Annotated in this window: 22 protein-coding genes and 4 pseudogenes; 16 read left to right on the top strand and 10 right to left on the bottom strand. The window is 61.0% G+C overall.

Going from position 1 to position 17,837, the window contains the following annotated elements:
- Position 1: 1 nt before the first annotated feature.
- The 13 genes and pseudogenes from QNJ43_RS23135 (at position 2) to QNJ43_RS23075 (ending at position 6,603) form a co-directional block, all read left to right on the top strand.
- On the top strand, positions 2-496 hold the full coding sequence (locus tag QNJ43_RS23135; RefSeq protein WP_300473569.1) for a hypothetical protein: 495 nt from the start codon (positions 2-4) through the stop codon (positions 494-496).
- A gap of 1 nt (position 497) precedes the next feature.
- Positions 498-863, top strand: coding sequence for a VCBS repeat-containing protein (locus QNJ43_RS23130; protein ID WP_300473824.1), 366 nt, complete (start codon positions 498-500; stop codon positions 861-863).
- 9 nt (positions 864-872) lie between these two features.
- The gene (locus tag QNJ43_RS23125; RefSeq protein WP_300473822.1) at positions 873-1,055 is read left to right on the top strand and encodes an ASPIC/UnbV domain-containing protein; all 183 of its coding nucleotides are present in this window, start codon (positions 873-875) and stop codon (positions 1,053-1,055) included.
- Between the two features lie 334 nt (positions 1,056-1,389).
- Complete coding sequence (locus tag QNJ43_RS23120) at positions 1,390-1,887, top strand: tetratricopeptide repeat protein (RefSeq protein WP_300473567.1); 498 nt, start codon at positions 1,390-1,392, stop codon at positions 1,885-1,887.
- 123 nt (positions 1,888-2,010) lie between these two features.
- Positions 2,011-2,079: pseudogene (locus tag QNJ43_RS23115) on the top strand (hypothetical protein); the annotation flags it as partial.
- Complete coding sequence (locus QNJ43_RS23110) at positions 2,056-2,409, top strand: tetratricopeptide repeat protein (protein ID WP_300473564.1); 354 nt, start codon at positions 2,056-2,058, stop codon at positions 2,407-2,409. The pseudogene QNJ43_RS23115 and the gene QNJ43_RS23110, both read left to right, overlap by 24 nt.
- Before the next feature lie 42 nt (positions 2,410-2,451).
- The gene (locus QNJ43_RS23105; RefSeq protein ID WP_300473561.1) at positions 2,452-2,673 is read left to right on the top strand and encodes a hypothetical protein; all 222 of its coding nucleotides are present in this window, start codon (positions 2,452-2,454) and stop codon (positions 2,671-2,673) included.
- Positions 2,674-2,984: 311 nt separating this feature from the next.
- A complete protein-coding gene (locus tag QNJ43_RS23100) occupies positions 2,985-3,401 on the top strand; it encodes a tetratricopeptide repeat protein (protein WP_300473559.1) in 417 nt (138 codons plus the stop codon).
- Between the two features lie 3 nt (positions 3,402-3,404).
- Positions 3,405-4,253: a tetratricopeptide repeat protein gene (locus QNJ43_RS23095; RefSeq protein WP_300473819.1), complete on the top strand. Its 849-nt coding sequence runs from the start codon at positions 3,405-3,407 to the stop codon at positions 4,251-4,253.
- Positions 4,254-4,668: 415 nt separating this feature from the next.
- Complete coding sequence (locus QNJ43_RS23090; RefSeq protein WP_300473556.1) at positions 4,669-5,112, top strand: hypothetical protein; 444 nt, start codon at positions 4,669-4,671, stop codon at positions 5,110-5,112.
- Positions 5,113-5,280: 168 nt separating this feature from the next.
- Complete coding sequence (locus tag QNJ43_RS23085; protein ID WP_300473553.1) at positions 5,281-5,451, top strand: hypothetical protein; 171 nt, start codon at positions 5,281-5,283, stop codon at positions 5,449-5,451.
- Positions 5,448-5,714 (top strand): hypothetical protein, encoded by a 267-nt coding sequence (locus QNJ43_RS23080; RefSeq protein ID WP_300473550.1) that lies wholly within the window; start codon positions 5,448-5,450, stop codon positions 5,712-5,714. Before QNJ43_RS23085 ends, QNJ43_RS23080 begins: the two co-directional genes overlap by 4 nt.
- Positions 5,647-6,603 carry a tail fiber domain-containing protein gene (locus QNJ43_RS23075; RefSeq protein ID WP_300473548.1) on the top strand — a complete coding sequence of 319 codons (957 nt, stop codon included), beginning with the start codon at positions 5,647-5,649 and terminating at the stop codon, positions 6,601-6,603. The genes QNJ43_RS23080 and QNJ43_RS23075 overlap by 68 nt, the downstream gene beginning before the upstream one ends.
- A gap of 125 nt (positions 6,604-6,728) precedes the next feature.
- On the opposite strand, the gene QNJ43_RS23070 is transcribed toward QNJ43_RS23075, so the two are convergent.
- The 6 genes from QNJ43_RS23070 to QNJ43_RS23045 all read right to left on the bottom strand — a co-directional run bounded on the left by QNJ43_RS23070 (position 6,729) and on the right by QNJ43_RS23045 (position 9,491).
- Complete coding sequence (locus QNJ43_RS23070) at positions 6,729-6,908, bottom strand: hypothetical protein (protein ID WP_300473545.1); 180 nt, start codon at positions 6,906-6,908, stop codon at positions 6,729-6,731.
- Between the two features lie 57 nt (positions 6,909-6,965).
- Entirely contained in the window at positions 6,966-7,235 is a 270-nt protein-coding gene (locus QNJ43_RS23065; RefSeq protein ID WP_300473542.1) for a hypothetical protein, read from the bottom strand.
- A 446-nt stretch (positions 7,236-7,681) separates the two neighbouring features.
- Positions 7,682-7,873: a hypothetical protein gene (locus QNJ43_RS23060; RefSeq protein WP_300473539.1), complete on the bottom strand. Its 192-nt coding sequence runs from the start codon at positions 7,871-7,873 to the stop codon at positions 7,682-7,684.
- Positions 7,874-8,002: 129 nt separating this feature from the next.
- Positions 8,003-8,533 (bottom strand): sulfotransferase, encoded by a 531-nt coding sequence (locus QNJ43_RS23055; protein WP_300473536.1) that lies wholly within the window; start codon positions 8,531-8,533, stop codon positions 8,003-8,005.
- Between the two features lie 60 nt (positions 8,534-8,593).
- Positions 8,594-8,908 (bottom strand): hypothetical protein, encoded by a 315-nt coding sequence (locus QNJ43_RS23050; RefSeq protein ID WP_300473534.1) that lies wholly within the window; start codon positions 8,906-8,908, stop codon positions 8,594-8,596.
- 373 nt (positions 8,909-9,281) lie between these two features.
- Positions 9,282-9,491 carry a glycosyltransferase family 2 protein gene (locus QNJ43_RS23045; RefSeq protein ID WP_300473531.1) on the bottom strand — a complete coding sequence of 70 codons (210 nt, stop codon included), beginning with the start codon at positions 9,489-9,491 and terminating at the stop codon, positions 9,282-9,284.
- Positions 9,492-9,631: 140 nt separating this feature from the next.
- Here QNJ43_RS23045 and QNJ43_RS23040 point away from each other — a divergent pair, with 140 nt between their 5' ends.
- Together QNJ43_RS23040 and QNJ43_RS23035 are read left to right on the top strand one after the other, a co-directional pair.
- Positions 9,632-10,486 (top strand): class I SAM-dependent methyltransferase, encoded by an 855-nt coding sequence (locus tag QNJ43_RS23040; RefSeq protein ID WP_300473529.1) that lies wholly within the window; start codon positions 9,632-9,634, stop codon positions 10,484-10,486.
- A gap of 94 nt (positions 10,487-10,580) precedes the next feature.
- Positions 10,581-11,766 (top strand): annotated as a pseudogene (locus QNJ43_RS23035) (aminotransferase).
- A 95-nt stretch (positions 11,767-11,861) separates the two neighbouring features.
- Here QNJ43_RS23035 and QNJ43_RS23030 read toward each other — a convergent pair.
- The 4 genes and pseudogenes from QNJ43_RS23030 to QNJ43_RS23015 all read right to left on the bottom strand — a co-directional run bounded on the left by QNJ43_RS23030 (position 11,862) and on the right by QNJ43_RS23015 (position 15,440).
- Positions 11,862-12,784, bottom strand: a pseudogene (locus tag QNJ43_RS23030) (pirin family protein).
- Positions 12,785-13,182: 398 nt separating this feature from the next.
- A complete protein-coding gene (locus QNJ43_RS23025) occupies positions 13,183-13,461 on the bottom strand; it encodes a hypothetical protein (protein WP_300473527.1) in 279 nt (92 codons plus the stop codon).
- A gap of 25 nt (positions 13,462-13,486) precedes the next feature.
- Positions 13,487-14,530, bottom strand: a pseudogene (locus QNJ43_RS23020) (TIGR03808 family TAT-translocated repetitive protein).
- Between the two features lie 199 nt (positions 14,531-14,729).
- Positions 14,730-15,440, bottom strand: coding sequence for a helix-turn-helix transcriptional regulator (locus QNJ43_RS23015; RefSeq protein WP_300473525.1), 711 nt, complete (start codon positions 15,438-15,440; stop codon positions 14,730-14,732).
- Positions 15,441-15,773: 333 nt separating this feature from the next.
- On the opposite strand from QNJ43_RS23015, the gene QNJ43_RS23010 reads away from it, so the two are divergent.
- The gene (locus QNJ43_RS23010; RefSeq protein WP_300473524.1) at positions 15,774-17,819 is read left to right on the top strand and encodes a methylmalonyl-CoA mutase family protein; all 2,046 of its coding nucleotides are present in this window, start codon (positions 15,774-15,776) and stop codon (positions 17,817-17,819) included.
- Positions 17,820-17,837 lie beyond the last annotated feature (18 nt).

Below are 17,837 nucleotides of genomic sequence, written 5' to 3'. Positions count from 1 at the left end.
GATGACCACGACCATGGTGATCAAGACCGGCGATCTGAACAACTCGGGCAGGCCCGTCATCTACACCGCGCAGATTGCAGGCCGCTCCTCCGGGGCCTCCCGGAAGCTCAAGATGCGCTCCCTCGATCTCTATTGCGACGACATGGAGTGCGAAGTGGACAAGGCCGTGTGCGAAAAGAACATGGCCATCAAGCGCTGGTACAAGTCCGGCCACAGCTTCGATCCGAGCTCCGCCTCGAAATGCCAGGAGCTGGAGGGGCGCTACCAGGCCGAATGCAAGGCGATGCTGGTCAAGGACCTCGCCATTCAGAACCGCGATCCCTCGATCTGCAAGTTGCTCCCGCAGGGCGCCGTGTGTGTGCGCGCCAGCTTTACGAGGTGCATTTCCTCCCCTTCGACAAGCCCGGCGAGGCCGCGATGGAGAAGATCGTGCCGCAGATTCTGCGCCGCAACATGCTTCCGGAACTTCTGGCTCGACGCCGGCAGCTGGAGCTAGGATACCAAAGTTCGGCGACTTCGACAATGACGGCTTTCAGGACGTCTACATCGTCAACGGTACATGGGTGCCGAACGAGGTCAGCCCTTCCAACCTGTTCTTCCGCAATCGCGGCGACGGCACCTTCGAGGAGGCGACGGACGCCTTCGGCCTGACCGATTACCTGATCACGGCTGCGGCGAGCGAGATCGACCTCGACAATGATGGCGATCTCGATTTTCTCATTGCGCCGGTCAATGGGCCGGTGATGAACTTCATCAACAATTCCGCCACCGGCAACGCGATGGTTTTCGCTTTCGGGGACCGCATCGGCAACCGCTTCGGCATCGGCAACCGCATCGTCGCCAAGGTGGGGGAGCGGATGTAGAGCCGTGAGATCCAGCTCGGCGGCAGGTTCATGTCGTTCGATGTCGCCGAGGCGCATATCGGGCTGGGCGATGTGGAGGCGCTGGACAGCGTCACCGTGCATTGGGCCGACGGCGGGGAAACGACCATAGACGGGCCGCTTCCCGCAGGAGCCCGGTATTTGATCGAGCGTCGGGGCGGAACGCTGAATTGAGGCGGTGTCTTGAGGCTGTGGTGCACCGGAGTAAGCAATATCAGGAGAAACTATGACGCGTGGGACTGCCTTGCGTATTTCGCAACGGGTGGCGAAAGAAATCGCCGTTTTCCTAATTGTTGCGGCGATGACCGTGTCGATCGGCTCCGGGGGCATGCAGGCTGAAGACCTTGCTGGTGATGGGCAGGCCCCCGCGCAGGGCGCGGTTCCTGCCGGGGGGTTCCTGCCGGGGGAAGCGGTGCACACGGTGCTCCTGCCAAGTCGGCGGCGGCGGGCGAGGCGAAGGAAGGCAGTTCCGTCGACATGACAGCGTCCGAGGAGGTCTACAAGCGCGGTGATTTCGCGACCGCACGGGCGGAGCTGGAAAACTGGTGTCCCCGGCGATCCGAAGGCGCTCTTCCGGCTGGCCTTCCTGATGGTGCGCGGCAAGGGCGGGCCGCAGGCTCTTTCCGGAGCCGCCTCCTTGCTGAAGCAATCGGCCGACAAGGGCAATGTCGATGCGCTGACATTGCTGGGCCAGCTTTATCTGCAAGGTGCCGGCGTTCAGCAGAACCTGCCCACCGCCGCCCGTCTCTTCACGCGGGCTGCGGAGAAGGGCAATGCGCAAGCGCAGTTCTTCATCGGCAAGATGTACCGCAATGGCGCGGGCATTGCCCAGGATCAGCTCAAGGGCCTGACCTGGCTGCAGGCCACTGCCCGGCAGGGTGTGGCGGAAGCCATGTACGAACTTGCGGTCATCTTCGGCAAAGGGCAGGGGGTGACGGCGGACGAGGTGGAATCCCTGCATTGGCTGGAAATGGCCTCCGAATCCGGCCTGCCGCTGACGCAATAAACCCTGGCGCAGAATTTTTCGCGCGGCGGTGCCATCGCGCGCAATGATGACAAGGCGCTGAAGCTTTATCGAAAGGCGGCGGAAGCGGGATATGTGTCCGCTTAGAGTACGCTCGGCTCGCTCTATTTCGCAGGCGAAGGCGGGCTGGCTAAGGATCCGGGCGAAGCGTTGATCTGGTTCTCGCGGGCAGCCGAAGGCGGTGATGCGAACACGCAGACCAACCTAGCCTACATGTACGCCACCGGTTCCGGTGTGAAGCAGGACGATGCGGTCGCCGCCAAGCTCTACAATCAGGCGGCAGAGAGAGGTTTGCCGCGCGCTCAGGCGGCCTTCGCGCTGATGCTGTCGGAAGGGCGCGGCGTCAAGAAGAGCATGGCGGCCGCGGAGCAATGGTATCTCCAGGCCGCCAAGGGCGGGGCTCAAGACCGCCGAGCAGCGCCTCGGTCAATCTTTATGCCCATGGCACGTTCGAGGTCACTGACAGGGCGGCGGCGGTGCCGTGGGTTCACGAGGCGGCGCTGAATGGAGATGCGAGTGCCACCGCCTGGTTGGAAAAGGCGAGCGATGACGGCGTGCTGGCGGCTTGCCGATCTCCTCGCCAAGGGGGTCGGTGGTCGGAGTCCGGATGGAGCGCGCGCGCTTGAATTGTTTCGCGACGGGGCGGAGCATGGCGGTCCCTATTGTCAGCTTCAGCTCGGCCTGCTCTACGCGCGCGGCGAAGGGGTGGAGCAGGATTACGTAGAGGCCCACAAATGGGTGAATCTGTCGGCGGCCGACGGAAATTAGGAGGCGATCAAGTCGCGCGCATTGTTCGCGAGCCTGATGACGCTGGAACAGGTAAGCGAAGCCCAGCGCCGGGCCCGCCAGTGGGATGCCGAGCATCTGGCCCAGGGATCTGAAGGCGACGTGTCGGCAGGCCCGTTGCAGTCACGGTGAGGGGCGCCCGGCGATGAAAAGGCTGATGAAAAGCAAGCGCGCAGGAACCGTGGTGCGGCGCGAGAAGACCTCGTTCGGCAGGGCAGGGCACGCCGGATCGGCTGCGATCTTGTGCCTCGCCTGTTCGTTCTCCGTCCTTGTGACGGGAAGCGTGCTTGCCGATGAAGCGGCCGATTTGCATCGGGCGGATGCGGCGCTGGCGTGCAATGATACCGCTGAAGCCGTCGCCGCGCTCACGCCGCTGGCGCAGGCGGGATCCGTCGAGGCCCAGTTGCGCCTTTGCCTGGATCTACCATCGCGGCACCGGCGTGCCGCAGGATTACGGCGAGGTCGCGCGCTGGTACACGTTGGCCGCGAGCGCAGGCAATGCCGATGCCCAGAATGCGCTGGGCGTCTACTATGCCGCCGGGCTGGGCGTTGCGTGTGACTATGCCCGCGCGCTTGAATGGTACAAGGCTGCCGCCGCCCAGGGCGATCCGCATCATCAGTTCGACCTCGCCGTCATGTACGACAACGGCCTCGGCATCGAAGCCGATCCGGCTGAGGCCGCGCGCTGGTACGAAAAGGCGGCCGCGTAGGGGCTGGCGGAGGCTGAGGCCAATCTCGGAATGCTCTATCTGGAAGATCGCGGCGTGGCGAAGGATCCGGAACGTGCCCGCGAACTCCTGTCCGTCGCGGCCGAGAAGGGGGAAGCCAAGGCGCAGAACAATCTCGGTCTTCTCTATGTGCGCGGCGAGGGCGTTGCGCAGGACTACGAGAAGGCGGTAGCGCTGTTTCGTCAGGCGGTGGAGCAGGGGCTGAAACCGGCCGTGGGCAATCTCGGCGTCATGTACGAAAACGGCTTCGGCGTTCCGCTAAGCGAGACGAAGGTTTTCGACCTCTACCGCCGCAGCGGCCGGAGCGATGCCCGGATCTCGGACGATTTCGACCCGGATGAGATACCCGCCGTCTATGACAGTCGGCTTGCTCCCCCCTACTCGGGGGGATGGACCCTTGAGAGCTACCGGCGTGCGGCCGCGCGCGGCGATGTGGTGTCGGCCTTTCTGCTGAGCTACATCCATGCGCGCGGATTGGGTGTTCCGGTCGATTATTCGAAGGCCGCGGGCTTTTATCGCCAGGCCGCTTCGGCCGGTTTCGTCCCCGCCGTGACCAATCTCGATCTTCTCAGCTTTCGCGGGCGCGGCATGCCGCAGGATTTCGTGACTGCCTACATGTGGCTCAATCTGGCCAGTGCGGGCGGGCATGCCGAGGCGGTGAAGTTGCGGGCCGCTTTGAAGGCGCGCATGACGGCCGACCAGATCAACGAAGCGCAGAAGCTGGCGAGCGGCCGTTGGGCTGCAACCGGTGTGCGAAGTGTCGGCAACGGGTTGCAGTCAGCTGCGAAATCTCCCGTAAAGCGCGAAGATTCGAAAATACCGCAGGGAAACTGAGAAAGACGGTCTTTGAAAGGGGTATGAAAGGCGGTGAATCCGTGTATTTTACGATATCGTCATGCATTGCTCCGTTGCGATGAAGGGGCGTGAGTCAAACATGTATTTATAATAATGTTCTGTTTTAGCTAGCCATTGTTTTTAAATACATTTTTGACATTGCTTTCTTAAGTGTCGTTGTTGGCATTGGGGAACTTGTCGGCTACAACCGCGCAGCGTTTCGTCCTCCGGTTTCGCTCTTCCCGCCTCAACCCATGGGGGTAAGGTGCGCAATGCGGGGGCTTGAACCATGGACGGGTGTCCGGCGGACGAGTGACTTGGGACGGCTTTGCGGAGGGCGCGGTATATGAGGCGCGAGAGGGTGAGGGATCGGTTCTGTGCCGGACGTCGTGGGGCGGTGTCCTTGGCGGCGGCTATGCTCGCAACCGGGATCTTCTTGACCGGTGCAGCCCTGGCCGGCGGCGACGAACTGGTTGCGACCAATCGTTTTTCCGAAGCAACCGTCGGTTTTGATCTGGGCGGCGACTACCGCAATGTGACGCTGACGATCACGGAACCTAACGGCTTTACCGTGATGGCGCGGTCCAAGCGCACGGCCCCGGTGATCAATCTGCGCAAGTTCGGCAAGGTCGAAGACGGTCGCTGCAAGGTCGAAGACGGTCGCTGCAGCTATCAGCTCAGCGCGGTGACCTCGAAGCGGATCGCGGTTCGCACCGAACTCGACAACGGTCGGGGTGATTCCGCCAAGAACGAGCAATATGCGGGCGTTTCCGCGAGCGGCTCCTTATCTGATCAAGGGCGGTGTGATTTTCCAGCCACAGGGAATGGAAGAGCGCTAGCGCGCTCCCTCAGCGCTTGAGGTCGCGAGATCCTGTGCCGGAACCGCTGAGATCGGAAAATTTGAAGATTGAGCTGCATGTCGAGGATGCGGTTTCGGAATGCAGAGATTTCCGGCTGAGGCCGGGGTGGTGGAAATCGGATGGAAGACGGTTGATGCGTGCCCGCGGGGCGTTAGGGGAGAATTTCGATGAACAAACATGCTGGATTGGGACTGGCCGCGGGTCTGTTGATGACCTCCGCGCTTTCGGTGGGCTCCGCCCGGGCCGATGAAGTCTTCATTCAGGACGTGATCGTGCAGGGAAGCCTGTGTGTCGGCGTGGACTGCGTGAATGGCGAGTCTTCGGCTTCGACACGGTGATCCTGAAGGAAAACAACCTCCGTATCTTCTTCAATGACACCAGCGCTTCCTCGTCCTTTCCCAATGTGGACTGGCGCCTGATAGCCAACGAGACCTCGAATGGCGGCGCCAACATGTTCGCTATCGAGATCCACCAACAGCACGAAGCCGGTTTGGATTCAGGCCAATTCCCCGAACAATCTCCTCTATCTCTCGTTGGCCAGGCGCGTTGGCATCAAGACCGCCTCGCCTGCGGTCGATCTGCATGTGTTCAGCGGCAATAGTCCCGCTCTCCGGCTGGAACAGGACGGCTCCAGCGGCTTCTCCTCGCAGACCTGGGATGTGGCTGGCAACGAGACCAACTTCTTCATTCGCGACGTGACGAATGCCAGCAAGCTCCCCTTCCGGATCGTTCCCTCCGCGCCCAGCAACTCTCTGTTCATTGCCGCTGACGGTGATGTGGGCCTCGGCACCGCGACCCCGGATGGCTCCTTTCAGGTCGAGAACGGATCCGGCACCACCGACGACTTCATCGTCACCAGCGCTGGCTTTGTGGGGATCAGCACGAACGCTCCGACCAAGGCGTTGCACATCCTGAGCGACGACGCGACGGGCAACGTGCTGGTGGAGGAGACGAGCTCCAGTTTTGGCGTTCAGCTTGAGCTCAAGAAGAACGGCACGCTCTGCATGCAGTTCAACGACAGCTCCATTGCCGACAACATCTGGAATATCGGCCTCGACACCAGTTCGAATTTTATTTGGACCCATTTCGGCAATACCGGCATTCAGGCGTTCATCACCCCGACCGGCAGCATGACCATCGAGGGAACGCTGACCCAGAATTCGGATCGCAACAAGAAGACGAACATCGTTCGGGTCAATAACGACGATATCCTGAACAAGGTGGCGCGTCTGGATATTTCGGAATGGGCCTACAAGACCGATCCGTCGGTCATCCATATCGGGCCGATGGCGCAGGACTTCCGCGCGCTGTTCGAGACGGGGATCAATGACACCTCGATCGCCACAATCGATACGTTGGGCGTCGCCCTCGCCTCCATCAAGGCGATCAACTCGCGCCTGGTGGAAAAGGAACGGCAGGTCGATGAACTCGAGGCCCGGATCGCTGAGCTGAGCCGCTTGGTCGAGGAAATGCGCTATCAGGCTCACTAGCCTGGTTGTCCTCAAAGCGAGCGCGCAAATCTCTCTTGAGCGAGCCTTTCGGCCCGCTCAGTCGTTTCTGGACATCATCTGTCGGGATACCGCAAATTCGCGATGAGGGAAGTCGGGCCCAAAGGTCAGGGCGTCGGATAGTCGTTTGCGCGGGTCACCAATCCCAGGTCGACCAGTTGTGCACTGTCGCGATAGCGATGCGATCTCTCGAAATGGGCGCTGAGCTCCGGTTCGCGGGCAAAGACATCCCAATAGGCGGCATATTGGCAGCCATCGGCGAAATGCTCCTTGCGCTCGGTCTCCATCCGGGCGCGTTCCGCGAAATCCTGCAGAAACTTGAAATGCAGCAGAATCCCCCGCGCCTACGCCGGTTTGATGCCGCCGATATTGTGGGGCGACATGTCGAGAGCGAGATCCTCGCGCCATTTCAGAAAAGGTATCTTGGTGAAAACCGGTGAAAGGTAGGCACGATCCTGTCCCGACCAGAAAAGCCGCTCCCGCGGGCCGCCGTGATGGATGCCGTTTCGCTGCGCGGCCGCATCGCCGTACGTGTCGGCGTCGAAACAGGGGCAGGCGTCGAGGAACGGGGCCCCGCGCCAGTAGCCGGTATTGGCGATGGGGCCGGGGGGCATACATGTCGAGAAGCGGCGCTCGCATGCCCTGAGCCCCGATCTTCTCGAGACAGGAGATCAACCGCTCGAGCGGTAGGGCCTCGTAATCGGGATAGATGAACAGCTCGTCCGCATCGACCACGAAGCTCCAGTGCCCGACCGCATAACGGGCAAGCAGCGCGTTTTGCCAGGCAACCCCGCATTGGGCCTGTGCGTAGTTCTTCCGCGTGTGGAAGAGGTGCACGTCCGCTTGCGTGCACAGGAACTCAGTGCTGCCGTCATCCGATGCGTTGTCGATGATCAGAAAGCGGTCGACCCCCAGTTTGCGATAGTGGTCGAGAAAACCGGGAAGCCTCAGATTCTCATTGCGGATGCGGGCAACGAGAAGGATTTCTCCGGTCGAGATCCGGGGTGGGGCGGACAGAAGCGTGAGGCCGTCCGCGGGCCGTGTTTCGCCATGCTGCATTTCAGGCATCCTGAAAGGAGATAGGCTCATAGCCAATCTGTTCCAGAAGGGCGTTTTCCCGCGCACCGAATGTTTTCAGGATCTCGGGCTTCGGCGTGCGTTTGCTCCGCTGAGGGTCTATTAGGGCCGTGGCCGTTGTCAGCCAGTCGGCATCGTTGGATATCCTGCGAAAGGCCGTGAGCCGTTCCAGCATACGGTGTGGTTCGTCGACAAGGTCCTCAAAACGAACCTCCAGATAGTGCTTGGGGGGAATTCGCGTCGCTTCATCAGGTGTGCGGCGTAGCCAGTTATGCCATAAAGCAGTGAAATCTGCGGGCTCGGTCTACTGGTCCCGGGCCAGCTGATGGTAGCCGTTGTAACTGATCGGGCACCAGGCGATTTCGTTGAGCGCAGCCATGACGCGAAAGCCGGGGTGGTGCATCATGGAGTTTGCAACTCTGGAGCCATGCCGCAGGATATGGATAAAGCGGGTCTCGGGCCACAAGTCCTGGAACAGGGCTATATAACCGTTGTAATCGGGCGTCTTGTCCGCCCAGTGGCGCTTGCCCGCATCCTCTGCGAACATTCGGCCCACTGCGTCGCAGAAATCCCGAACCGTCATCTGCGCATCCGCTCCGACCCGCTCGAGAAAGCGGGCGCGATCCAGCGCGGTTGTCTGTTTGCTGGTCACGTGGGTGGTCGGCTCGACGATATCGAGCAAGGCGCCCACGGGAACGCTCTGTCGGCCGAAGACTTCGACCAGTTTCAGAATCCAGTGAGTTTCGGGAAAGACGAGGGTGTCCGGATGCAGGGTCATCATCTTCTGCAGTAGCGTCGTGCCGCTACCTCCGGTGCCGATGACAAAGAAACGCATGTTCATCTTTCCAGATGCAAAATCGTTCGCGTGAAAAGGTCTTCACCTGTTCGGGGAGTGTCAAGCAAAACGGTTTGCTGTGCTCTTGATAGATGGAAGGCCGGTTGCCACGTCAAAGAAGGTTTGAGCGGTCGTGTCGTGCACGACGGTTCCGGCTTTCAAATCTTCCGCTAGTCGACCCTTGTCGGGCAGTGCTTCAGCCTTCCGACCTTCGGTGATCAACTGGTACCAACGCCGCCAATGCCACCCTTGGGTCTCGGGCAGCTCCGTGTTGCGGGCATAGGAGGCTCCGCCCTGCACTACCTTGCGCCGGAATTGGGAGGCTGAGCGCACAGGGAAATGGTAGATCGTGATATCGCCCGGACACCTTTCCATCTATTCCTCGTACAGAGCATAGTGATTGCCCTGTGAGATGGAGCAAAGCCCCTCTGTCCGCACGAGAACCTTGGGGAGCAGTGCAAGATAGAAATAAGGGGCGGGTAACGAGTCGCGCAAACGGTCTTCCGGTGGCTTGAAGGCAAAACGGGGTCGGTGATCCGGTAGACAAGGCGCGTTTGCCAGGAAGAGCCATCCTCCCCATCGTGCGGGTAGATCATGTTGAGTCGCGGACATGTGAATATGCTGCCGTCGGCCTCATCGAGCGCGGATTTCAGATTGCCCTCACGCGCGTGCCAGAATTCGTCGGCATCGTTGTTGATCAGCCAGTCCGCGCCCAGTTCCTCTCGCGCGCGCAGCGCCATGCGGTGACTCACTTGCCTTGTGCATAATTCTGCTCAGGCTCACCGATGATTGTCGCCACCCCCATGCGCTCGAATTCCGCAGGCACGTCGCGCGTTCTGTCTTCCGATCCGTTATCGGTGACGATGACGTGATCGACGCCGCGCTCAAAATGAAACTCGAGGTTTTCGCGAATGACGTCCGCTTCGTCGCGGATAAGGAGGTTCATGACGAGCTTCATCGATCCTCTCGGGAGTGAACCTTCCGTAGAAGGAGATGCATTCAATCAACGTAATGTGGCGCGATAGGCTCGCTACAATATTAGGATAAGATCGCTGTTGGTAGATATATATGGTTACAAGGCCAGAGAAGCGGGGGTGTATGGAATCAAAATTCAAATCGGCATATGCCAATACATGGGATAATTACGTACAAAACGTGTTCCCGAAAATTCAATCCGGACGTCCTCGTTCCAAGGAGGATCTGAAGGCTTGGCAGGTCTTGAACCATACGGACGGTCAATACGTTTGGCCTGGAGACGAATGGGGCGCAAAGGAAGACATTCTAACGGTCCTGCAGCGCTGCCTATTTGAAACACTGGGCCGGGAAGCCGATCAGTTATGCGAGATTGGTTCAGGGGCGGGCCGATATACCTTCCATCTGCTGGAACATTGTCAGACTGCAAGCGTGCATTGTTTCGATGTATCGGAAGCGTTTCTGGAAAAGCTGAATCATCGGTTCGCCGATGATGTCAGTTCGAAACGGCTTTTTTCCACATTGTTGGATGAAGACCCGCAACGGATGCTGAAGACACTGCGCGGTCGCGGCCTTGAGGGGCGAATCGATGCTGTGGTCTCATTCGACGCAATGGTTCATGTCGAATTGCATACGCTGGCGCTCTATGTCGCGACCACCGCCGCTGTCTTGCGCGAAGGCGGGGTGCTGATCTTCAATGTGGCTGATGCGACATCCGACTACGGTTTTGCCAAGCTCATGCACAATACGCCCGGCGTTTTCCGGCAGTGCGGAGTCGTTGGAGGGCATTTCCAATGGATGTCGCCCGACATCATTGAGAGTCTGCTCACGCGCCTCGGTTTCGCTTGCAGTTTTTTGGGCAACTTCCCCGAATGCAATGAACGCGACCTTTTCGTGGTGGCGCGGCTTGTTGATCGTTCGCGTTTGAAGGCGTTGGCGACGGTTACCGAACACAATTGGTGGCAAGCGTTCGCGGGTTGAGCGTGGCGTTAATGTGCATCGGTGCTTTCTTCCATTGTCGCGTGAATTCTTCGTCGGCTATTGTGCGCCCCATATAAAAAGGGAACTGCAACCCATGAAGACTACGAATTCCATATTTACCGATCTGCCCACGACAGTTTTTGAAACCATGTCGCGTTTGCCGGTTGAACACGGCGCCATCAACCTCGGCCAGGGTTTTCCTGACGTGGACGGCCCCGAAGATGTTCGCGCGCAAGCCTCTGTCGCGCTCATGACGGGGCCGAACCAGTACCCGCCCATGCTGGGCGTACCGGAATTGCGTCAGGCCGTGGCGAGTGCGAACAAGCGTTTCTACGGGTTCGATATCGACTGGCAGCGTGAGGTTCTGGTGACCTCCGGCGCCACTGAGGCCATTGCCGACAGTCTGATGGCGCGGATCGAGCCGGGGGCGACGAAGTCATCCTGATCGAGCCGCTCTACGACTGCTATTTGCCGATGGTGAAGCTGGCGGGCGGCACGCCGGTGCGTGTCCGCGTGACGCCGCCTGAATGGGCGCTTGATCTCGACGCGCTCGCCGCAGCCGCGACTCCGCGCACCAAGGCGATCCTCATCAACGACCCGATGAATCCGGCAGGCAAGATCTTCTCTCACGAGGAACTGGCTGGGATCGCCCGGATCTGCGTCGAGCATGATCTCTATGCGATCTGCGACGAGGTCTATGAGCACCTGGTCTTCGACGGGGCTCAGAACCGGCCGCTGATGACGTTCGAGGGCATGCGCGAGCGTGCGGTGCGCATCGGATCGGCGGGCAAAACCTTCTCGCTCACCGGCTGGAAGGTTGGCTACATCACCGCCGCCCCCGATCTGCTCGACCTGATCGCCAAGGCGCACCAGTTCGTCACCTTCACCACGGCGCCGAACCTGCAAAAGGCGGTCGCCTACGGTCTTGCCAAGGGCGATATCTATTTCGAGACGCTGGCCGGCGATCTTCAGGCCAAGCGCGATCGGTTGTCGGAAGGCCTGTCCAAGCTTGGCTTTGCCGTGCTGCCATGTGCCGGCACGTATTTCGTGATCTGCGATGCCTCCGGCCTGGTGCCGGGGCTGGACGACGTGGAGATCTGCCGTCACTGACGGTTGAAGCGGGCGTGACGGCGGTTCCCGTCTCTGCCTTCTACGGCGGCGATGCGCCGACGAGCTTCATCCGCCTGTGCTTCTGCAAGAAGAACGAGGTGCTGGACGAGGTCGTTGCGCGGCTTTCCGCCTGGCTGCACGGCGAAAAGCGTGAGGTCATCGGCGGATAAGTTCGCGCCGACAGACGTTTGACGAAAAACGGGCCGCATACGATGTCGTATGCGGCCCGTTTCGTTTTTGGTCGTGCGAAGAAGGACGGCCTTCTTCAGCGAATGATCGCATTGTCCTTGATGAACGTGCCGTTCTGCAGGTCGCGCACGGCCTGGACGAGTTCCTCGTGGGTGTTCATCACGATGGGGCCGTGCCAGGCGACGGGTTCCTTGATGGGCGCGCCGGAGATGAGCAGGAAGCGGATGCCCTGATCTCCGGCCTGGACGACGACCTCGTCGCCACTGTCGAACACGACCAGCGTGCGGTTGCCGCTTTCATCGCGCAGATGCACCGCTTCGCCATTGACCTGATTTTCGATCAGTACGCCGAACGGGTTGGACGCATCGCGGAAACTGCCGGAGCCTTCGAAGATGTAGGTGAAAGCCTGGCGATAGGTGTCGACGGGAAAGACCTTGCGACGGCCCGGCGGCACGAAGATATCGAGATACTGCGGATCTCTGCGGCAATCCCGTCGACCGGACCGCGCTTGCCCCAGAAGTCGCCCACCACAACGCGCACCGTGGTGCCGTCGTCGTCGACGATCTCCGGAATTTCACCTGCCGGGAGGTCCTGGTAGCGCGGATCGGTCATCTTCAGCGATGAGGGCAGATTCGCCCAAAGCTGGAACCCGTGCATGCGGCCCTGGGCGTTGCCCTCGGGCATCTCCTGGTGCAGGATGCCACTGCCAGCCGTCATCCACTGGACGTCAACGGCCCCAAGTCGCCCGCGATTGCCGAGACTATCGCCGTGCTCGACGGAGCCTGCCAGCACGTAGGTGATGGTCTCGATCCCGCGGCGGGGATGCCACGGAAGACCGGCCAGATAATCCTCCGGCCGGTCGGAACGGAAATCGTCCATCATCAGGAACGGATCGGTCAGCGAGGTATCGCCGAAGCCGAAGACGCGGTTGAGCTTGACGCCCGCACCTTCCAGCGTCTGCTTGGTGCCGGAAATCTGCTTGATAGGACGGATGGACATGGGCCACCTCCGATCGTCATGAATGTTGCGTGGCCCTAAAGATGGCGCACAAAACGCCGGATGCCAGCCACAGGAAGCTTGAACGCACCGTTCACTGAAATATGCGGGGTGTGGGGGAGGAGGTTCCGTCTCGTCGGCGGTGATATTCACGTATGCCCATGCAAAACAACACAGGAACAATTGTCATCCCCGCGCAGGTGGGGAACCAGTAACCACAAGATCCGGTTGTCATGCACGAACCGCTCACGCCTCTGGAATGCTGGATCCCCGCCGGCGTGGGGATGACAGTTTGATATCGAGTGAGAAAACGCTGAGGACGATAACGTCATCCAGAGGAGCGCTCGTCAGAGCGCGTCTCGAAGAATGGGCAATCTGCACCACTCAGGACATGCCACGTCCTAGCTGACGCGATTGGCCGTGACGCTCAGATGCGGCCAGGTGCCGGGATCCTTGGCAAGATCGTCGCTCGCCCGCTCCCGCCAGCGATAGCCGACGATCGCCCCGTTCTTCACGTCCGACAGAATATTGCCGGAAATGACCGTCGAGCGTGCACCGTCGACGACTGAGACAGCGATGCCGACATCCGCCTTGCGGATGATGTTGCCGGTCGCTGCCACGTCGCGCAGGTACGGGCCCCATCCGAGCATCATGCCGAAATTGGGCGCGTTCTCCACCACGTTGCTGCTGACCGTCGTATCCGCCTCAATTGCAATGCCGATGCCGCGCCCCTGTGAGGGATCGTCGTGGCAAAAGGTTGCGGACGATGTTGTCGCTCACCACGGCGAGCCGTCCGTCATGGTCGAAATTGGAAATCGAGATGCCGATCGAGGCCCCGTCGACGAGGTTGGACGAGACGATGGCGCCCTGTGCGCCGAATTCTACGAAAAGCTCCGTATCGCCGGAACGTAGCGCGGTGTTGCCGGTGATCTGCACGTCGGAACTCGCATTTACTCGCACCGCCGTGAAGGCGCAATCGGTGATCGAGTTGTTTGAGACGATCACCTCGTGGGCACGAAAGACGTTGATGCCGTTGCCGTTCTGCCCCGAACCTTCGTCGCGCGCGGCGATGTGCGTGATTCGGTTGCTGGTGACGATGGTGCCGTCCTCACCCGCCTGTCAGCGATGAACGAGAATCCCTCCGTTGGCGCAATCGGTGACCGTGTTTCCGCGCAGCGTCAGCCCGCGTACCTCCATCGAACGGATGCCCGCCTTGGCCGCGCCGGAAACGATGCTGTTCTCCACCCGCCCCGAAGAGCGTTCCAGCACGATACCGCTGGCGGTACTGCCCTGAACCTCGCAATCGGTGATGATCGTGTTCGTGCACCGGCTGATATGGGCAAGTCCGGGCGCATAGTCGCCGAGCGCCCTGTTGGCCCCGTCGAAAAGCAGTCCTTCCAGCCCGATATTCTGACAATCCTCGGCGAAAATCAGATGCCCGTCGCCGCGATAGACGGGCCGCGTCTGTCCAGGAACGCCGACAAGGTGCGCCCCGTTGGGAAGCCGCAGGTTGGAGACGGTGTAGCTCCCGGCGGGCAGAAAGAGCGGCCGCCCTTTGGCTGCCGCCGTATCGATCGCCTTCTGCAGGGCGCGGCTTTGATCGTCGGGCGCTTCGGGGCGCAGGTCCGTCACTTCCGCGCCGAAGGATCCGCGCAGATCGGTGAGCTGGATCGCAGCCCGGGCTGAACGGGTCAGCTGCGGCACGGCGAAAGCTGCGAGAGAACCGGCGAGAAACGCGCGGCGATGCATGACACCTCCGAAACGAAGGGGGTCCGCGAAAACGCGTTTCGCGGGATACCTGATCGTTAACGAAGGATGAATGGCAAGCTTCGTGCCGAGGGCAAATGTGCCGGAATGGGACGTTCAGACATAACCCCCCCCCTCTCCGGGGGTAATTCGGAGAGGGGGAAGGAGGCCTTGCCGGGGTTTCATCGGCACTACTGGGCTGTCAGAGACGGATCTGGGCGTAGCGCAAGGCTTCCACGACCGTGTGGGTCTTGTTGGAAGCGTTGAGTTTGGAGCCCGCATTCTGCAGATGGGCATGAACCGTGCGCTGCGAAATCTTCAAAAGCTCGGCGATGTCGGCCGCGGTCTTGCCGAGCGCGGTCAGTTCCAGAACGCGCCGTTCGCGTGCCGAAAGATCGCCGGGGCGATCGGTGGAGACGACGCCGAGCTGGATCAGCCTGCGGAAGGTCACCGTGGCCAACATGCTGAGGCCGGACAGTTGTTGAGGCGATAGCTCCAGATTGGGCCCCGCGCAGATGATTGTCGCCTGGAACGGGTCGATCTCGTCCACGGGCACGAGCAGTACGTTGATATCTCCGCGCCCTGCGTCCGCTGCTTCGAGAAGTTCCGAATGCGCGGTGTCGTCCGCCCCGCTCTTCCAGATGAAGGGTCGTATGGCGGTGAGCGATGCCAGCAGCACATTGTCGGAGGGCTGAATGCTTGTCAGCTCTGCCCCGTCGCGCCGCTTGTCCGACCAGTTCATCCGGAGGACCAGATGATCAATGGGACGGTTGGGCATGGGTAGACCGGTGATCAGAATGTGCGTCGCCCCGTATTGGCGCAGCTGGGACTCCAGCCCGTCCAGAACGAGACCGGGATCCGTCGCCCGGTTGAGTTTGCGGGTGATGTCAAAAAGGTCGCTTATTCCATCCATCTTCTTGGCCTTTCTGATCTTGGCTTATGCCGGGCTATGCCGGTTACACTGTTCGCTAAACCGGAAATTGCGTTCAAAATGCGAACGTCTGACCCGCCACTGGCAAAAAAGGGCAGAGCGAATTCACCCTCGCACAATTACCCTACGTTGAAAGTGGCAGGAGGTCTATCAAAATTCCTTATGTTAGTATTCACTCTAATGGGCATTTCCTAGATTGTATTATCGCTGGTTCCTGCTGTGAGTTGCTAATTCTTCCCCAAATAGTTGTGTTGCACCGGGTTTTTATGGGCGATTATAAAACGAGGTGCAGGCCCGAACGCTGATCATGTATTCGTGTTGGCGGGAGTAGGCGCGCTTTGGGTGGAAAAAAACGCGGAAGGCAGCGACGTGATCGAGCTGGCGGGAGGATTTGCGGCGGCGGGTGAAGCCGAGTGGATGGCGGCGGTGGAGGCTGTCTTGAAGGGGCGCTCGTTCGACCGGCTTCGCTCCTCGACCTATGAGGGTCTTCCCATCGAACCGCTTTATCGCGGGCGCCGCGATGCGGAAGCGCTTGCCGGACGCACGGCCGGTTTGTCGTGGACGGTGATGGCCCGGGTGGAACATCCCGAACTGGGCGAAGCCAACAAGATGATGCTGGAGGAACTGGAAAACGGGGCGAGCGGCATCGACCTCGTCTTCGCCTCCTCAAAGCATGCGCGCGGCGCCGGTCTGGCGCCTGATACGATCGACGACATGGAGCGGTTGTTCGACGGGGTCTATCTCGATCTCATGACGTTTCGGCTCGACGGCGGCTACCAGACGCGTATCGCCTTTTCCATGCTTCTGGCGCTGGCCGAAAAGCGCGGGCTGGACGCGGCCAAACTCGATCTGCGCGCGGTCATCGATCCCTTGGGGAGTCTGGCGGCGAACGGCTGGATTTCCGGATCTCTGGAGGCGATGGCGCCGCGGCTCAGGGATCTGATCCATTTCTGCGAGGATATCGGCTTCAAGGGGCCGCTGACCTGCGCCGACGGGCGCGTGTGGCATGCCGCAGGCGCCAGCGAGGCGCAGGAACTGGCCTATACGCTGGCGAGCGCCGTTGTCTATCTGCGCATGCTGGTCGATGCCGACGGGCAGAGAGACGGGACCGTGCCGCCGCAAAAGCGGGTGGAAGTGGTGCTGGCTGCCGATGCGGATCAGTTCGCCACGATCGCCAAGCTGCGCGCCATGCGCAAGCTGTGGGCGCGTGTTCTGGATGCAAGCGGACTGGAACAGACCCCGCTGGTGATCCACACCGAAACTGCCTGGCGGATGATGACGAAGCGCGATCCGTGGGTGAACATGCTGAGGACCACGGTCGCAGCCTTCGCTGCCGGGGTCGGCGGAGCCGACAGTGTCACCGTGCTGCCCTTCACTGAGGCGCTGGGCGTTCCCGACGAGTTTGCTCGCCGCATCGCCCGCAACACCCAGACGATCCTTCTGGAGGAATCGAACCTCTACCGCGTCGCCGACCCCGCTGCCGGATCGGGCACCGTGGAGGCGCTCACCGACAAGTTGGCGGGCGAGGCCTGGAAGCTTTTCCGTGCCACGGAGAAAGCCGGCGGCATTCTGAACGCCTATTGCAGCGGTTCAGTGCAGGCGGTGATCGACAAGACCCGCACCGCGCGCGCTAAGGCAATCGCCAAGCGCCGGGAACCGCTGACGGGCACGTCGAGCTTTCCCAATCTTACCGAGAAGCCGGTTTCCGTCCTGAAGGTCAGTGAGCCGGATATCGGGCGCTCCAGTGCCGATATCGTTCTGCCGCCGCCCGGCGAGGGAGAACTGACGCGCGTGCTGGTGAACAAGGCGGCTTCGGGGGCGACGGTTGCCGATCTGGCTCGGGCCCGCGATGTTCTGCAGCGCGTGGAGGCTTCGGTGCTGAAGCCCTACCGCGTTGCAGCGCCGTTCGAGGCGCTGCGCGATGCCTGCGATGCCTATCACGAGATGCACGGGCGCTGGCCGACGGTTCTGCTCGCCAATATCGGCCGGGTTTCGGACTTCACGGCGCGTTCCACCTGGGCAAAGAACTTCTTTGAGGCGGGAGGGATCACAGCCCAGCCGAGCGAAGCGCTCACCGACGGGGAAAGCGCGGAATACGCCTTCCGCGAGGCAACCGCCGACATCGCGTGTCTGTGCTCTTCCGATGAGGTCTACGCGGATCTGGCGGCGGAAATGGCGTCGGCGTTGCGCCAGGCCGGGGCCTCTCATATCTATATCGCGGGCAAACCGGCCGATGCGGAGGATGCATTGGCGGCCGCCGGTGTGGAGATGGCACTTTACGAGGGCTGCGACGTGCTGACTGCCTTGCAGGCAATCCATGATAATCTGGGCGTGAGAGAGCTGGACGGGGAAGAAGATTGACGAGAACTGCGCCGCGAG

Source organism: Breoghania sp. (genome assembly GCF_030066895.1).
Taxonomy (GTDB): Bacteria; Pseudomonadota; Alphaproteobacteria; order Rhizobiales; family Stappiaceae; genus Breoghania.
Note: the sequence above shows the minus strand (reverse complement) of the source record. Positions and strands in the feature narration are given on the sequence as shown.

Coding starts and splice junctions, on each gene's coding strand:
- QNJ43_RS23135 (WP_300473569.1), top strand. CDS start 2: ATGACCACGACCATGGTGATCAAGACCGGCGATCTGAACAACTCGGGC.
- QNJ43_RS23105 (WP_300473561.1), top strand. CDS start 2,452: ATGACGGCGTGCTGGCGGCTTGCCGATCTCCTCGCCAAGGGGGTCGGT.
- QNJ43_RS23100 (WP_300473559.1), top strand. CDS start 2,985: ATGAAGCGGCCGATTTGCATCGGGCGGATGCGGCGCTGGCGTGCAATG.
- QNJ43_RS23090 (WP_300473556.1), top strand. CDS start 4,669: ATGCTCGCAACCGGGATCTTCTTGACCGGTGCAGCCCTGGCCGGCGGC.
- QNJ43_RS23085 (WP_300473553.1), top strand. CDS start 5,281: ATGAACAAACATGCTGGATTGGGACTGGCCGCGGGTCTGTTGATGACC.
- QNJ43_RS23070 (WP_300473545.1), bottom strand. CDS start 6,908: ATGGAGACCGAGCGCAAGGAGCATTTCGCCGATGGCTGCCAATATGCC.
- QNJ43_RS23065 (WP_300473542.1), bottom strand. CDS start 7,235: ATGCCCCCCGGCCCCATCGCCAATACCGGCTACTGGCGCGGGGCCCCG.
- QNJ43_RS23060 (WP_300473539.1), bottom strand. CDS start 7,873: ATGCTGGAACGGCTCACGGCCTTTCGCAGGATATCCAACGATGCCGAC.
- QNJ43_RS23055 (WP_300473536.1), bottom strand. CDS start 8,533: ATGCGTTTCTTTGTCATCGGCACCGGAGGTAGCGGCACGACGCTACTG.
- QNJ43_RS23050 (WP_300473534.1), bottom strand. CDS start 8,908: ATGGAAAGGTGTCCGGGCGATATCACGATCTACCATTTCCCTGTGCGC.
- QNJ43_RS23045 (WP_300473531.1), bottom strand. CDS start 9,491: ATGAAGCTCGTCATGAACCTCCTTATCCGCGACGAAGCGGACGTCATT.
- QNJ43_RS23040 (WP_300473529.1), top strand. CDS start 9,632: ATGGAATCAAAATTCAAATCGGCATATGCCAATACATGGGATAATTAC.
- QNJ43_RS23015 (WP_300473525.1), bottom strand. CDS start 15,440: ATGGATGGAATAAGCGACCTTTTTGACATCACCCGCAAACTCAACCGG.